This window comes from Streptomyces sp. GL_148, from assembly GCF_057834205.1.
Map to the genome: position 1 here is coordinate 1,304,477 of NZ_CM174396.1, position 14,983 is coordinate 1,319,459.

Annotated in this window: 14 protein-coding genes; 5 read left to right on the forward strand and 9 right to left on the reverse strand. The window is 72.4% G+C overall.

Translation table 11 applies throughout. The features are described 5' to 3' along the window. Nucleotides 1–56: 56 nt before the first annotated feature. The 4 genes from AC3IYI_RS05940 to AC3IYI_RS05955 form a co-directional block, all read right to left on the reverse strand. Nucleotides 57–2,582: a beta-glucosidase family protein gene (locus AC3IYI_RS05940; protein ID WP_489409203.1), complete on the reverse strand. Its 2,526-nt coding sequence runs from the start codon at nucleotides 2,580–2,582 to the stop codon at nucleotides 57–59. Between the two features lie 215 nt (nucleotides 2,583–2,797). Next, nucleotides 2,798–2,947 carry a DUF2191 domain-containing protein gene (locus AC3IYI_RS05945; RefSeq protein ID WP_243339741.1) on the reverse strand — a complete coding sequence of 50 codons (150 nt, stop codon included), beginning with the start codon at nucleotides 2,945–2,947 and terminating at the stop codon, nucleotides 2,798–2,800. A 119-nt stretch (nucleotides 2,948–3,066) separates the two neighbouring features. Next, complete coding sequence (locus tag AC3IYI_RS05950) at nucleotides 3,067–4,413, reverse strand: IS630 family transposase (protein ID WP_489405530.1); 1,347 nt, start codon at nucleotides 4,411–4,413, stop codon at nucleotides 3,067–3,069. 214 nt (nucleotides 4,414–4,627) lie between these two features. Further along, nucleotides 4,628–5,080, reverse strand: coding sequence for a DUF4442 domain-containing protein (locus AC3IYI_RS05955; RefSeq protein WP_489409204.1), 453 nt, complete (start codon nucleotides 5,078–5,080; stop codon nucleotides 4,628–4,630). A gap of 95 nt (nucleotides 5,081–5,175) precedes the next feature. On the opposite strand from AC3IYI_RS05955, the gene AC3IYI_RS05960 reads away from it, so the two are divergent. Together AC3IYI_RS05960 and AC3IYI_RS05965 are read left to right on the forward strand one after the other, a co-directional pair. Further along, complete coding sequence (locus AC3IYI_RS05960; RefSeq protein ID WP_489409205.1) at nucleotides 5,176–6,243, forward strand: DUF8017 domain-containing protein; 1,068 nt, start codon at nucleotides 5,176–5,178, stop codon at nucleotides 6,241–6,243. Between the two features lie 70 nt (nucleotides 6,244–6,313). Then, nucleotides 6,314–7,648 (forward strand): MFS transporter, encoded by a 1,335-nt coding sequence (locus AC3IYI_RS05965; protein WP_489409206.1) that lies wholly within the window; start codon nucleotides 6,314–6,316, stop codon nucleotides 7,646–7,648. A gap of 86 nt (nucleotides 7,649–7,734) precedes the next feature. Here the strand turns inward: AC3IYI_RS05965 and AC3IYI_RS05970 are convergent, their stop codons facing one another. The 4 genes from AC3IYI_RS05970 to AC3IYI_RS05985 all read right to left on the reverse strand — a co-directional run bounded on the left by AC3IYI_RS05970 (nucleotide 7,735) and on the right by AC3IYI_RS05985 (nucleotide 11,810). Further along, nucleotides 7,735–8,526: a spermidine synthase gene (locus AC3IYI_RS05970; RefSeq protein WP_489411903.1), complete on the reverse strand. Its 792-nt coding sequence runs from the start codon at nucleotides 8,524–8,526 to the stop codon at nucleotides 7,735–7,737. Nucleotides 8,527–8,593: 67 nt separating this feature from the next. Next, on the reverse strand, nucleotides 8,594–9,478 hold the full coding sequence (locus AC3IYI_RS05975) for a patatin-like phospholipase family protein (RefSeq protein WP_489411904.1): 885 nt from the start codon (nucleotides 9,476–9,478) through the stop codon (nucleotides 8,594–8,596). Nucleotides 9,479–9,588: 110 nt separating this feature from the next. Further along, entirely contained in the window at nucleotides 9,589–10,767 is a 1,179-nt protein-coding gene (tuf, locus tag AC3IYI_RS05980; RefSeq protein ID WP_489409207.1) for an elongation factor Tu, read from the reverse strand. Between the two features lie 317 nt (nucleotides 10,768–11,084). Then, nucleotides 11,085–11,810 (reverse strand): DNA alkylation repair protein, encoded by a 726-nt coding sequence (locus AC3IYI_RS05985; protein WP_489409208.1) that lies wholly within the window; start codon nucleotides 11,808–11,810, stop codon nucleotides 11,085–11,087. A 49-nt stretch (nucleotides 11,811–11,859) separates the two neighbouring features. Here AC3IYI_RS05985 and AC3IYI_RS05990 point away from each other — a divergent pair, with 49 nt between their 5' ends. Further along, nucleotides 11,860–12,597 (forward strand): TVP38/TMEM64 family protein, encoded by a 738-nt coding sequence (locus AC3IYI_RS05990; protein ID WP_489409209.1) that lies wholly within the window; start codon nucleotides 11,860–11,862, stop codon nucleotides 12,595–12,597. Between the two features lie 48 nt (nucleotides 12,598–12,645). Beyond that, a complete protein-coding gene (locus AC3IYI_RS05995) occupies nucleotides 12,646–13,524 on the forward strand; it encodes an undecaprenyl-diphosphate phosphatase (RefSeq protein ID WP_489409210.1) in 879 nt (292 codons plus the stop codon). Here AC3IYI_RS05995 and AC3IYI_RS06000 read toward each other — a convergent pair. Next, nucleotides 13,521–14,504 (reverse strand): IS481 family transposase, encoded by a 984-nt coding sequence (locus AC3IYI_RS06000; RefSeq protein WP_489409211.1) that lies wholly within the window; start codon nucleotides 14,502–14,504, stop codon nucleotides 13,521–13,523. The two genes, AC3IYI_RS05995 and AC3IYI_RS06000, sit on opposite strands and share 4 nt — an antisense overlap. Before the next feature lie 241 nt (nucleotides 14,505–14,745). Between AC3IYI_RS06000 and AC3IYI_RS06005 the strand changes: the two genes are divergently transcribed. Next, entirely contained in the window at nucleotides 14,746–14,922 is a 177-nt protein-coding gene (locus tag AC3IYI_RS06005) for a DUF8839 family protein (RefSeq protein WP_243339660.1), read from the forward strand. Nucleotides 14,923–14,983 lie beyond the last annotated feature (61 nt).

A 14,983-nucleotide genomic window follows, 5' to 3' on the forward strand; every position in this document is an offset into this window, starting at 1 on the left:
CGTCCTCCCGAAGTTCTCCGCCCGGCCCGCCCCCTGTGGCGGGCCGAACGGGCAGCCTATCCGGTCGCCACCACAGCCTTTGTCCGCAGAGGCAGTTCGCGCGAGGAACGCCCCGCGAACACTTCGCGCCGCCCCGTCCCCACGACCCACGCGTCCCGTTCCGGATCCCAGGACGACAGCGTGCGCGCGTCGATGTCCAGGACGATCCGCCGCGCCTCGCCGGGTTCGAGGGTCAGGCGCCGGTACCCGGCCAGCGCCCGGACCGGCTGGTCCAGCTTCAGGTCCGGGGACGGGCCCACGTAGACCTGGGCCACCTCGCTGCCCGTGCGGCGTCCCGTGTTGCGGACGGTGAACTCCACGCGCAGCCCGCTCCGCTTCCCGTGCGCGCCGCCCGGCCGGACGGCGAGCTTCTCGTACGCCCAGGTCGTGTACGAGAGCCCGTGCCCGAAGGCGAACAGCGGAACCACCCGCTGCTGGTCGTACCAGCGGTGGCCCACGTGCACCCCCTCGGTGTACTCCTGGCGCCCACCCACCCCCGGGTAGCGCATCAGGTCGGCGGCGACCGGGGTCGCCCGCTCGTCGGCCGGGAAGGTCTGGGTGAGGCGGCCGCCCGGGTCCGCGTCGCCGAAGAGCACGTCGGCGGTGGCGGCCGCGCCCTCCTGGCCCGGGTAGTACATCTGGAGGACCGCTCCGGTACGCGAGAGCCACGGCATGGTCGTACCGGAGGAGGTGTTGAGCACCACCGTCGTGCGCGGGTTGGCCGCGGAGACCGCCTCGATCAGCGCCGCCTGGCCGCCGGGCAGGCCCAGGGAGGTGCGGTCGCTGCCCTCGGTGGCGTCCTCGTAGGCGAACAGCACCACGCTGCGGGCCGCCTTGGCCGCCTTGACGGCCTCGGCGACGTCGGCGGCCCGGGTCGCCTTCGTGGTGTGCCGCAGCCGCAGCCGCTGCCCCTTCGGCCCGCCCTCGGCGAAGACGGCGAGGCGGTGTTCGCCCGCCTTGAGCGCGAGGGTGCGGCGGCGCACGGTGCGGCCGTCGGGCGCGGCGCCGAGCAGTCCGCCGGCGAACTGCTCGGCCACGCCCTGCCGTACGGGGAAGAGTTCCTCCCCGTCGAGCCGGACGGACGGCCGTTTCCCGGTGTAGTGGACGAGCAGGGTCCACTCGTCGTCGGCGGCCAGCCGGAAGGTCCCCTGGAACCCCCAGGTGCGCCCGGGGGCCACCGCCCGGTCGTCGAGGCCCGCGCCGGGCGTCAGGAGTTTCGCCGGCAGCGGGCGCCCGTAGAGGTCCTCGCCGAGCGCGTAGCCCACCGTGGAGCCGCTCCCGGCCCGCCGCCGGATCTCGTCGAGGGGGGCGGCGGCCGCGTCCGGCACCACGTGGGCGCTGCCGCCGCCGCCGACGAAGGGGATCCGCCCGGTGGGGCCGATCACGGCGATGGAGCGGGCGGCGGGTCCCGTCAGCGGCAGGGTGGCCCGCTCGTTGCGCAGCAGGACCGCGCCGGCGGTGGCGATCTGCCGTGCGGTCGCGGCCCCGGCCGCGGCGTCCCGGGCGGGCCGGGCGGCGGGGTGCTCGGCGAGCAGTCCGAAGCGGTCCAGGGTGGTCAGGATCCGGCGTACGGCGAGGTCCACGGTGCCCTCGTGGACGGAGCCGCCGCGCACCGCCTCCCGGAGCGGGGCGCCGTAATGGGTCCCCCCGGGCATCTCCATGTCGAGGCCGGCGCCGATCGCGGCGACGGTGCTGTGGGTGGCGTTCCAGTCCGACATCACCCAGCCGTCGAACCCCCAGCGCCCGCGGAGCAGTTCGTCGAGGAGGGGCTTGCTCTCGCAGGCGTAGACCCCGTTGACCTTGTTGTAGGCGCCCATCACGGCGCCAGCCCCGGCGGCCACGGCGGCTTCGAAGCCCCGTAGCTCCGTCTCGTGGAGGGTCTGTTCGGCGGCGATCACGTCGACCGTGTCGCGGCCCTTCTCCTGGTTGTTGAGCGCGAAGTGCTTGACGGTGGCGATGAGGCCCTCGTCCTGGATGCCCCGGACGACCTCGGCGACCAGGTCGGCCGTCAGCTTCGGATCCTCCGAGAACGTCTCGAAGTTCCGCCCGGCGTACGGGGTGCGGATCAGGTTGGCCATCGGCGACAGGAGCACGTCGATGCCGAGCGCGCGGCCTTCGCGGCCGATGACCCGCCCGTACGCGCGGGCGAGCGCCGGGTCGAAGGCGGAGGCGAGCAGGACCGGCGCGGGCAGCGCGGTGGCGGGCCTGGCGACGCGGACCCCGGCCGGACCGTCGGCGAGGCGGAGCGCGGGGATGCCCAGGCGCGGGATGCCGGGCACGTAGCCGGCCTGGCCGAGCGGGTCCGGGTCCGGGCCGCCGTGCAGCAGGACGGTCTTCTCCTCCAGGGTGAGCCGCTCCAGCAGGGCGTCGATCCGGGCGGTGCGGCCGGCCGCGGGCGCGGCGGCGGGGGACGCCGCGGAGGCGGAGGCCTTACGGGGCTGCGTGCCGGGCGGCGGCGCCGGTACGCAGCCGGCCGCGCCGAAGGCCGCGCCCATCGCTCCGAGGAGGCGCATCGCACGGCGTCTGGACACGGCCTCGCTCATGGGCGCTCCCTGCGGCGTGGGCATCGGCGTCAGGTGGCGGGAGCGGCCCGCGCCGGACCGCTCCCGCCGCCCACTGTGCGCCGACCGCCGCGCGGGCCCGCTTCAGGCGCGCCACCACCACGCCGATGTTCAGCCCTGCGGCTGCCCCAGAGACCGGCAGACGCCGAGGTCCAACCCCGAGGCGTCTCCCTCGCAAGGCCGGCAGACGCCGATGTTCAGCCCTGCGGCTGCCCACCCGGGTCGGCCTCGCGCCGGGGCTCGTCCTGGAGCTGGACCCGTGCCTCGGTGCGGTGGCCGCGCTCGACATAGTCCCGTACGACGGCCTCCACCGCGTCCTGGGGCGATCCGATCCCGGCGAGGACCATCACCTCCACCACGAGCTCGGCGTCGAGGCTGATGCTGATCTTGGCTCGGCCCGGCACGGGACCCCCTCCATCCGTCGTCGCAGTAGGGACTCTAGTGTGATGCGCCGGAAATCTCAGGCTTAAGTTTGTGGTTGGTTGCTGCTTGCTGGTGGGGTGATTTTGGTGAGGTAGTCGGCGAGGGATTTGAGGATCTCGTCGGCGGTCTTCGTCCAGGTGAACGGCCGGGGATTCTCGTTCCAGGTGGCGATCCACTCCTTGATGTCGCTCTCGAGAGCCTGAACGGAGGTGTGGACGCCGCGGCGGATGAGCTTGTCGGTCAGGAGGCCGAACCACCGCTCGACCTGGTTGATCCAGGACGATCCGGTGGGGGTGAAGTGGACGTGGAAGCGGGGGTGTCTGGCCAGCCACGTCCGGATCTCGGGGGTGTTGTGGGTGGCGTAGTTGTCACAGACCAGATGCACGTCGAGGTCGTGGGGCACTGTCTTGTCTATCGTGACCAGGAACTTCTTGAACTCGATGGCCCGGTGGCGGCGGTGGAGTTCACTGATCACGGTGCCGTCGGCGATGTTGAAGGCGGCGAACAGGCTGGTGATGCCGTGCCGCAGGTAGTCGTGGGTGCGGCGCTCGGGCATGCCCGGCATCATCGGCAGCACCGGCTGCGAGCGGTCCAGCGCCTGGATCTGGGACTTCTCGTCCACGCATAACACCACGGCCCGCTCGGGTGGGTTGTGGTAGAGGCCGACGACGTCGACGACCTTGGCGACGAACTGCGGATCGGTGGACAGCTTGAAGGAATCCTGCAGGTGTGGCTTCAGGTCGAACCGCTTCCAGATCCGGCCGACCGTCGATTTCGACAGGCCCGTGCGGGCTGCCATCGAGGCCCTCGACCAGTGGGTGTCCTGGCCCGGAGTGGACTCCAAGGTCGCCACGATCACCTCCTCGACCTGGTCGAGGAGAATCGAGGGCGGCCGGCCCGGCCTGGGCTCATCGGCCAGGCCGTCCAGACGCTCGGCGATGAAACGACCACGCCAGCGGACAACGGTCGAGGTGTCGATGCCGAGCTCGGCCGCGGTCTGCTTGTTCGTCCCACCGTCCGCGCAACGCAGCACGATCCTCGCGCGAAGTGCCAGGTACTGGGCGGTCTTCGCACGCCTGGCCCACCGGGTCAGCTGAGCCCGTTCGGACTCGCTCAGAACGAGGTCGGGCTTCGGCCGGCCGATGCGCATCCCGTCCTCAAGCCCCGCGATGCCCTCCACCGCGAACTTCCCACGCCACTTCCGCACCGTCGCCGCGGTCACACCGACTTCCACGGCGACCCGCGCGTTCGGCACCCCACCCTCACAGGCCAGCACGATACGAGCACGCTCCGCGAACCGCGGCGCCACAGCCCCACCCGCCCAACGGAACAACTCCGCACGCTCTTCATCAGACAGGCGGACTTCAACAGCACGAGGACCCGGAGACATGCAAACAGGCTACAGACTTAGCCATGAGATTTCCGGCGCATCACACTAGTGCTGTGGCCGGAAAGGTTTGCCGGTCGCGGCGTTCGGTGCGGTGCATCGCAAGGCGGAGGACCGCGCCTCGTACTGGACGTACCGGCGTGGTCCGACAACGCGGCGAGGTGCCGTGCCGGGCGTCGCGACCCGGTGAACCTTTCCGGTCACAGCACTAGCGGGGTCAGGCGTTCGGGCGCAGCGTCCAGACGACGGTCATCTCGCCGGTCACGGCCTCGTCCTCGCGCTGGATGGCGATGGTGACGGGGAACTCGGGGCGGCCGCCCGCGTCGAGTTCGGCGACGACGTCGGCGGCCGGGCGGCCGAGGGTGGCGGTGGCCGTCACGACGCCCTTGGCGAGCTTCTTGTAGCCGATCTCCGCCTTCACCGCGAGGGGCACGGCGCGCGAGAGCTGGTCGCCGAAGGCGGCCAGGACGATCGCGCCGCTCGCGGACTCGGCGAGGGTGAACATGGCGCCGGCGTGCGGGCCGCCGAGGTGGTTGTGGAAGTCCGGCTGGTCCGGGAGCCGGACGACGGCACGCTCGGGGGTGGTCTCCACGAACTGGAGGTTCAGGGTCTTGGCCATCGGCACGGTCGCGGCGAGCAGTTCGCCCACGTTCATCTGTTCAGCGCTCATGGGACGCGATGTTACCCGCGAGTAGTAGGCGTTGGCCATACCCGTACGGGGGCGGCCGTGGATCCCCGACCGCACTCCCACTATCGTTACCGGCCATGTGGCCAGGACAGCAGCAGCCGCCCGGGGGCGAACCGAACCCCCAGGACGCGCATCAGAACCCGTACCAGCAGCAGCCGGGAACGCCGAACCCGTACCCGTACCAGCAGCAACCGCCCACCGCGGCGTACGGGGAGCAGCAGCAGCCCGGCTACGGGTACCCGCAGCAGCCCCCCGCTCCCCAGGCGTGGGGCCAGCAGCCCCCGACCGTTCCCGTACCCCAGTGGGGCGGCACCCCGCCGCCCCGGCCCCCGCGCGGCGGGAGCCCGTTCGCGACCAGGACCGTGGCCATCGTCGCGGCCTCGGCCGTCGTCGTGGCGGCCGCCGCCACCGGGGCGTTCGTCCTGACCCGGGACGACAAGGGCTCCAACCAGGCGGACGACAAGCCGAGCTCCTCCCCCTCCGCCCCGGCTTCCTCGGCGGCTCCCGCCCCGGCGAGCCCGAGCGCCAACCCGCGCGGCGGCCCCGAGGTCAAGCCGGTGATCCCCGGCTGGAAGGTCGTCGTCAACCCGAAGCGCGGCACCGCCTTCGACGTCCCGCCGGACTGGGCCGTTCAGTCCTCGGGCCTGTCCATCGGCTTCGGGGACGAATCCAAGAACGACGGCTCGGCCATCGTCATGATGGGCGCGCCCGCCATCCTCAAGGAGGAGTGGTGCATGGTCGACTCCGACAAGGACGGCAAGGAGGATTCGACCTCACTGGCGGCCACCGGCACCAAGGGCGGCATGGGCGCGAAGGGCACCGCCGAGGCCGCGTACAACGAGGCCGGCAACTGGGCCTTCGCCGCGTACGCGCAGAAGGCGCCGAAGGGCACCACCAAGGTGGCCGAGGCGAAGGAGTACACGACCTCCTCCGGGCTCAAGGGCCACATGGCGACCGCGACCGTCAGCGGCCTGCCCAAGGAGAACAAGTGCTCCTCCGACGGCAAGTCCGTCGCCTTCAGCTTCCTGACCGCCAACGGTGACCTCTGCACCTGGGTCCTCTACGGCGCCGCCGGTGTCCCGGGCGAAGTGAGCAAGGAGACCTACGAGAAGATCCTGAGCAGCGTCCGCCTCAACGCGGGCTGATCTCCCCCGCCCTGCCTCCCGGGCCGGATATCCGTTTGGATTCCCGGCCCGGGACGGGGATAGTCCGGGGGTGAGCTCTCCCCCCTCCCTCTCCCCCGGTACCGGCCGTCCGTCCTCCGCGCGCCGGAGGCCCGAGTGGGCCGGCCGCAACTACACCCTGCTGACGGGTGCCGCGGTCATCACGAACCTCGGGAGCCACGGAGCGCTCATCGCGACCGCCTTCGCGGTCGGCCAGGCAGGCGGCACCGCCGGCGACCTCGGCCTGGTGGCCGCCGCCCGTACGCTGCCGCTCGTCCTCTTCCTCCTCATCGGCGGAGCGGTCGCCGACCGGATCCCCCGCCACCACGTCATGGTCGCGGCCAACACCCTCAACTGCCTCTCGCAGGGCGCCTTCGCCGCCCTCGTCCTGACCGGCGATCCGAAGCTGTGGCAGATGATGCTGCTCACGGCGCTGTGCGGCACCGGTACGGCCTTCTTCAACCCGGCCGCCGAGGGCATGCTCATGTCCAGCGTCTCCGGCCCGCAGGCCAACCGCGCCTTCGCCCTCTTCCGGATGGCGATGAACGGCGCCGGCGTCGGCGGGGCCGCCCTCGGCGGAGCCATGGTCGCCTTCCTGGGCCCCGGCTGGGTGCTCGCCGTGGACGCGGCCGCCTTCGCCGCAGCCGGAGCCCTGCGCGCCTTCCTCGACGTCGGCCACATCGCCGAACGCGCTCCCGGCGGCGGCCTGCTGTCCGATCTGCGCGAGGGCTGGGTGGAGTTCAGGAGCCGTCCCTGGCTGTGGAGCATCGTGCTCCAGTTCTCCGTCGTCGTGGCCGTCGTCGGCGCCGCCGAAGCGGTCTACGGGCCCCTGGTCGCCATGGAGCAACTGGGAGGGGCGGCTCCGTGGGGCGTGGCCCTGGCCTTCTTCGGCCTCGGCACCATCGGCGGGGCCGTCCTGATGATGGTCTGGAAACCTCGCCGCCTGCTGCTGGCCGGCACCCTGTGCGTGTTCCCGCTGGCGCTCCCCTCCGCGGGGCTGGCGGTACCGCTCCCCGTGTGGGGCCTGTGCGCGGTGATGTTCGTGAGCGGCGGCGCCATCGAGGTGTTCGGCGTGAGCTGGATGACGACGATGCACCAGGAGATCCCCGAGGAGATGTTCTCCCGCGTCTCCTCCTACGACTGGTTCGGCTCGCTCTCGATGCTCCCGCTGGCCATGGCGATGGCCGGCCCGGTCGAAACCGCGATCGGCCGCACCTCGGCCCTCTGGGGCTGCGCGGCCCTGGTGGTCGTGGTGACGGCAGCCGTCCTCCTGGTCCCGGACGTCCGCCGCATGACCCGCAAGCCGCCCGCCGCCATCGGCCCCGACCTCACCAAGCCGAGCCCGGCCGACTCCAGCCCCGCCCAATCCAGCCCCGCCGGCGTGTGAGGCGACCTCTCAGCCCCGCCGGCGTGTGAGGCGCGGAGTCCGGGGCGGAGCCCCGGCTCCGCGCAGCGGCCGGCCCGCAAGCCCCCTCAGCCGAGGCTGAACGCCCCCTCCGGCGGCTCCGGCGAAGCCACCGCATCGGCGTCGGCCACCGGCAGAGCCCCCCGCATCAGCCGCGCGAGGGACTCCCCCACCTCCACCCGCGCCGGAAACGCGTCCCCCGCGCACACCCGCGAAAGCTCCGCCACCGGCAGCTCCCGCTCCGAAGCCAGCAGCACCGCGTTCCCGAAGCGCCGACCGCGCAGCACCCCCGGCTCCGCGATCAGCGCCAACTCCCCGAAGACCGCCCCGAAGTTCGCGAGCTGGCCCCGCAGGAACGCGAACGGCGCCCCGTCGGCGAGGTTCGCCACGTACACCCCGCCGGGCCGCAGCACCCGCGCCACCTCGCGCGCGTACTCCACCGAGGCCAGCGAAGCGGGCACCCGGGATCCCCCGAAGACGTCCCCGACCACCACGTCCGCGCTCGCGTCGGGCGCCCCGGCCAGCCAGGCCCGCGCGTCGGCGACGTGCACCGTGATGCCGCTCCCGGCGGCCACCGGCAGGAACTCGCCGACCAGCGCCACGAGCCCGGCGTCGAACTCGACCACGTCCTGGCGCGACCCCGGCCGGCCCGCCGCCGCGTACCGCGGCAGGGTCAGCGCGCCGCCGCCCAGGTGCAGCAGGTCCAGCGGGGCCCCCGGCTCGCCCACGCAGTCCAGGACGTGCGCGAGGCGGCGTACGTACTCGAACTCCAGGTGCTCCGGGTCGTCGAGGTCCACGTACGACTGCGGCGCCCCGTCCACGGTGAGCAGCCAGGCCCGCTCCCGGTCGATGTCCGGCATCAGCTTGGCGGTGCCCTGGGCCACGTCCCGGATCACCGGGATCTGTTCGTCACTCACCGGACCATTGTCAGGCCCCCGGAGCCGCCCACACCCCGCGCGCCTGCTCCACGTGGAGCGCGGCCTGCTCCAGCCCCGCCCGCGCGGCGGGATCGCGGCGCCCGGGGTCCAGTACGTTGCGTCCGAAGACCTTGCGGGCCTGCGACGACGGGGTGATCAGCAGCACCTTCGCCCCGGCCTCCCGCAGCCGTGCGGCCTGCGCCGCGGGCGAGGGGATCAGTCCGGCGCCCGCGGCCATCGGCGCGAGGATGACCACGCGCGCGTAGCCGGAGGCGAGGTCGGCGTTGGTCGCGGAGCGGATCCCGCCGTCGACGAACCGCCGCCCGGCGACGGTCACGGGCGGCCACACACCCGGCACGGCGCAGCTCGCCGTGACGGCGTCGAGCAGCCCGGCCTCGCTCCCGCGCTCGAAGGCGGCGAGCTCGCCGGTCATCGCGTCCACCGCCGTGACGACGAGGCGCCGCTCGGGCCACTCGTGCGACACCAGCCGGGCTTCCAGCACCTTGCGGCGCACCTCTTCCGGCTCCGTATCGGCGGCGAGCGCGAAGGCGCCGATCCGGCGCCGGTAGGACTTCGCGTCGCGGGAGCGCACCATCGCGACGGCGTACCGCCCGATCAGGGAGGCCCCCAGCTTGGCGGGGAGTTCCCCGCCGGGGTCGCCGAGCTGGCGCTCGTACAGCTCCTGCGGGGTGAGCAGTCCGGAGGTGAGCTGCGCGCCGACGACGGAGCCGGCCGAGGTCCCGACGACGAGGTCGGCTCCGGTCAGGTCGACGCCCGCGCGGGCGAGCCCGTAGAGCATGCCGGCCTCCCAGCCGACGCCGGTCAGCCCGCCGCCGCCGAGCACCAGAGCCGTGCCCTTGCCTTCCCCGCTGCCGCTGCCGCTCCCGCCGCCCATGCCGCCGTCTTCCACGAACTGCTCCCTCCCCGCATGCCAGTGGTGACGGCAGTCTGGCGCAAGCCGACCACCGCCACCACAGCGGGTACCGCCCGCCCGCTACCGGGCCGCTATCCGACCTCGGTCACCGTCCCGGCCCCGACGGTGCGCCCGCCCTCGCGGATCGCGAAGCCGAGCCCGCTCTCCAGCGGGACGTCCCGCCCGAGCTCCACGGTCATGGTGACCGTGTCCCCCGGCCGGGCCGCGCCCGCCTCGCCCAGGTCCACGTTCCCCACCACGTCGGCGGTGCGGATGTAGAACTGGGGCCGGTAGCCGGTCGCCACCGGCGTGGTGCGGCCGCCCTCGCGGGCGGACAGGACGTACACCCGCGCCGTGAAGCGGCGCCTCGGTACGACGCTGCCGGGCGCGGCCACCACGTCGCCGCGGCGCACCGCGTCGCGGGGCACCCCGCGCAGCAGCAGCGCGACGTTGTCCCCGGCCTCGGCGGACTCCATCGGCTTCCCGAAGGTCTCCAGCCCGGTGACCACGGACTCCACGGCCGCGCCGTCGCCGCCGAGCAGCGCGACGCGGTCGCCCATGGCCACGGTGCCCCGCTCGACGGCGCCGGTGACGACGGTGCCGCGCCCGGTGATGGTCAGGACGTTCTCGACCGGCATCAGGAACGGCGCGTCGGTGTACCGCACGGGCATGGGCACGTACGTGTCCACGGCGTCGAGCAGGGCCTCGATCGACGAGGTCCAGCGCGGGTCGCCGTCCAGCGCCCCGAGCCCGGAGACCCGTACGACCGGGGCGCTGTCCCCGCCGTAGCCGTTCGCGGTGAGCAGCTCGCGGACCTCCAGCTCGACCAGGTCGGTGAGCTCGGGGTCCCCGGCGTCGGCCTTGTTCAGCGCGACGACGATGTGGTTCACGCCGACCTGCCGGGCGAGGAGCACGTGCTCGGCGGTTTGCGGCATGACCCCGTCGAGGGCGGAGACGACGAGGATCGCCCCGTCGAGCTGTGCCGCGCCGGTGACCATGTTCTTGATGTAGTCGGCGTGGCCGGGCATGTCCACGTGGGCGTAGTGGCGGGTGTCGGTCTCGTACTCGACGTGCGTGAGGTTGATGGTGATGCCGCGCCGGGCCTCCTCGGGGGCCCGGTCGATCCGGTCGAAGGGCACGAAGGAGGCGCCGCCGCGCTCGGCGAGGACCTTGGTGATGGCGGCGGTCAGTGTCGTCTTGCCGTGGTCGACGTGACCCATGGTGCCGATGTTGAGGTGCGGCTTGGTGCGCACGAAGGCCGTCTTGGCCATGATGTCTTCCCGTGTGGTTCCGAAGCTGGAAATACGGGACCCCCTGAGCGATCCGACCCTCCCCCTGTGGGGTCCGCCGGACGATCCGGGAAGGGTCAGCTTCGGGCGCCGCCGAATGCGGGTGCGCCTGCGGCGAGCTGTGCGGGGACGGCAGCCTTCGGCGCGTCCGCGACTGCGGACGGCGCTGCGGGGAAGGCGTGCCTGGACATGCGGTCGATCCTGCCGGACCGGGCGCGCCGGGGCCAATGAATTTCGCGGCGCCGGAGGGGACTTGCCCCGGGGCGCGCCTGATGTGCGCCCGGCAGGCGGTCGCCGCCCTACGCCCCGCCGATGTTCTTGAGCGCCTCGCGCACCGAGAGCGGGGACAGCGACTCCCGCTCGGCGGTGACGAAGGCGCGTACGGCGCCGGGGTCCGTCTTGGCGTACTCGCGCAGGCACCAGCCGATGGCCTTGCGGACGAAGAAGTCGGGGTGGCCGCTTTGGCGGCGGCAGTACGCGAACAGCCGCTCGGCGTCGGTCGCGGACTTGTACCGGAGCTGGTGGAGCAGGGCGGTGCGGGCCACCCACAGGTCCTCGTCCTCGATCCACTCGTCCATGACGGCGGTGAGCGCCGGGTCCGCCGCCACGAGCGGCCCGACGGTGTGCGCGGCGAGCAGGTCGACGGTGTCCCACCAGGGGACCGTCACGATCAGGTGCCGGACCACGGGCAGGAAGCCGGAGGAGCAGCGGGAGACGTGCCGGCGCAGGTAGTCGACGGCGAAGTACCGGTACTCACGCTCCGGAAGCTCCCAGCAGCGCAGCGCGAGGGCCGCGCAGTCCGTTTCGGACGGTTTCGGGGTGTCCTTGGTCACGGTCCTCGACAGCTCGCGTCGCAGCGGGGTGGGGATCCCGAGGAACGGCGAGACGTCCTTCATGTACGCGGCCATGGGCCCGGCCCGCCCCGCGTCGGCCGCGGCGCCGTAGGACTCCGTGAGCCTCGCCACCAACAGGTCGGCCAGGTCGCTGTGCGGAACGCGTGGAGGCCGCCGGTCGTTCGACTGCATGAGGCCCAGATTACGGCGCTCGGACAGGGGGGTCGGTTAGTCTCCCGGAATGTCCCTCCTCCTCGCGCCGTGGACGCGGCTCTCGCTGCTCGTCGTGCTGCTCCTCGCGGCCGGCGTCTGCGTCGTGCTGTACGAGCCCCAGCGCCTGCTGTCGGAGGGCTGGCCCCCGGGGCTCCCGGTGGGCACCGCGGTCCTGCTCTTCGCCGCGGCGTACGGGGTGTGCACGGCCGCCCTGGTGCCGCGCCCCCTGCTCAACCTGGCCGCCGGGGCCCTCTTCGGCTCGCAGTTCGGCCTGGTCGCGGCGGTCGGCGGCTCGGTGATCGGCGCCGGGATCGCCTTCGGCCTCGGCAGGATGATGGGCCGTGACGCCCTGCGTCCGCTGATCCGCGGCCGGTGGCTGCAGGCGGCCGACGACCAGCTGGCCCGGCACGGTTTCCGCTCGATGCTGGCGGTCAGGATCTTCCCCGGTCTGCCCTTCGCCATGGCCAACTACGCCGCCGCGCTGTCCCGCTGCGGCTGGCTCCCCTTCCTCCTCGCCACCGCGATCGGCGTGGTCCCGAACACCGCCGCGTACGTGATCGCGGGGGCCAGCGCCTCGTCCCCGACCTCCCCCGCGTTCCTCGCCTCCTTCGGCTTCATCGCCGTCTCCGCGGTGGGTGCTGCCGTCGTCGCCTGGCGCAAGCGGCACCGGCTGGCGCCCGTGCGAAGGCCCGATCGCCCCATGCCTACGCGGGAACTGGCGGCCGTACACCCCCCTGTGGTCACCGCGGCACCCCACGGGCCCTAGCATCGGACCCGAACTGCCCAACGATCACAAGGACGAGCGCACCCCGACATGAACTGGATCGAATCCCTCATCCTCGGTCTCGTCCAAGGACTCACGGAGTTCCTCCCGATCTCCTCCAGCGCCCACCTCCGGCTGACCGCGGCGTTCGCCGGCTGGCACGATCCGGGAGCGGCCTTCACCGCCATCACGCAGATCGGCACCGAAGCCGCCGTACTGATCTACTTCCGCAAGGACATCGCAAAGATCATCTCCACCTGGTTCCGCTCGCTGTACACGAAGGCGCTGCGCTCCGAGCAGGAAGCCAAGATGGGCTGGCTGGTGATCGTCGGCTCGATTCCGATCGGTGTCCTCGGCCTCGCCTTCAAGGACCAGATCGAGGGCCCGTTCCGCGATCTGCGCCTGATCGCCACCACCCTCATCGTGATGGGCCTCGTGCTCGGCTTCGCCGACCGGCTGGCCGCGCGCGACGAGGAGGGCGGCCGGCACCGCGCCATCCGTGAGCGCAAGACCCTGAAGGAACTGGGCGTCAAGGACGGCCTCATCTTCGGTCTCTGCCAGGCCCTGGCCCTGATCCCGGGTGTGTCCCGGTCGGGTGCCACGCTCTCCGGCGGTCTGCTGCTGGGCTTCACCCGCGAGGCGGCCGCGCGCTACTCCTTCCTCCTCGCCATCCCGGCCGTGCTGGCCTCCGGCCTGTTCGAGATCAAGGACGTGCTGGAGGACCCGGGGCACATCGAATGGCCCCAGACGATCTTCGCCACGGTCATCGCCTTCCTCGTCGGCTACGCGGTCATCGCCTGGTTCATGAAGTTCATCTCCAGCAGGAGCTTCATGCCGTTCGTGATCTACCGGGTCCTGCTCGGCATCCTGCTGTTCGTCCTGATCGGCATGGGTGTCCTCAGCCCCCACGCCGGCGAGTCGGCCGGCTAGGTGTATTGACTCGCAGGGTTGTTGACTCGGCTGATGGGTGGGTGTCCGGCCAGTGCGGTGTGGCAGCGGTGGTGGTTGTAGGTGTGGAGGAAGTCTGCCAGGGCGGCGGTCCGCTCGTCGTTGGAGGAGTAGGGCCGCAGGTAGGCCCACTCCTCGAGCAGGGTGCGGTTGAAGCGTTCGACCTTGCCGTTGGTCTGCGGCCGGTAGGGCCGGGTTCGTTTGTGGGCGATGCCCGCCGCGGCCAGCGTCCGGGTGAAGAGCTTGGACTTGCAGCAGGAGCCGTTGTCGGTCAGGACGCGTTCGACGGTGATGCCGTGGGCCGAGAAGAAGGCGCTCGCCCGCTGCCAGAAGCCGGCCGCGGTTTCCTGCCGTTCGTTGGCCAGGACCTCGCTGTAGGCGAGGCGGGAGTGGTCGTCGACGGCGGAGTGGATGTAGCTATAGCCGATCACTGGTGTGCTGCTCTTGCGTTCGGTGGTGGTGGCCTGGCGGTTGCGGTCGCCGGCCGTGCGGCCCACCACGCGCCATCCGCCGCCGTCGGGTATGTTCCCGAGTTTCTTGATGTCGACGTGGACCAGTTCGCCCGGCCGGTCGCGTTCGTAGCGGCGGATCGGCTGTCCGGTGGGCCGGTCGAGCCAGGCCAACCGGTTCAGGCCGTGACGGGCCAGGATCCGGTGCACGGTCGAGGCCGGCAGGCCGAGGATCGGGCCGATCCGTGCGGGGCCGAGCTTGCGGCTCTGGCGCAGGTCACAGACGCGGGCCTCGAGTGAGGGGGGCGTCCGGTGGGGCGTCGTGCGGGGGCGGCTGGAGCGGTCGTGAAGACCCGCGTCGCCTTCCGTCCGCCACCGGCGGACCCATTTGTGGGCGGTGGCCCTGGATATGCCCATCTCGGCCGCGACATGCGCGACGGGGCGACCCGAGCAGACACGTTCGACGAGCAGTCGCCTACCGAAGACGGTCAGCCGGGCATTACGGTGGGACACGAAGGCCTCCGTGCGGTGAGTTCCTAGACAGCTCCCACCACACCGGAGGTCTTCGCCATGTTCAAGACCTGCCGAGTGTCAACAACGCTCGTGATCAATACAGCTAGGCCGTCTCTTTCGGCGGGAGCTCGGCTCCCGCTCACCGCTTCGCGTGAATCGAAGGCCGTCCGGGAACGTTCCCGGGCGGCCTTCGCGTCGTTGTGCTGGGAGAGACCTGAAGGCGAGCAGCAGGGGGTGTCCCATGGGTCGAGTGGTGCTGGAGCGGTTTCCGGCCGGGAGTCCGAGGGGGAGCTGGCCGGCCGAGGAGTACGCGGCGCAGCGGATGCGCGAGGGTGTGCCGGCGGAGGTGGTGATGGATCTGGCCAGCGACGCGTACCTCGTGGTGGTCCGTCCCCGGGAGGCGCGTTCCGGTCACTGACCCGGGGCCGGAAGATCCGGGCCGCGCACGCCCCTTGGCCTTGGCGCCCCGCGCCCGCACA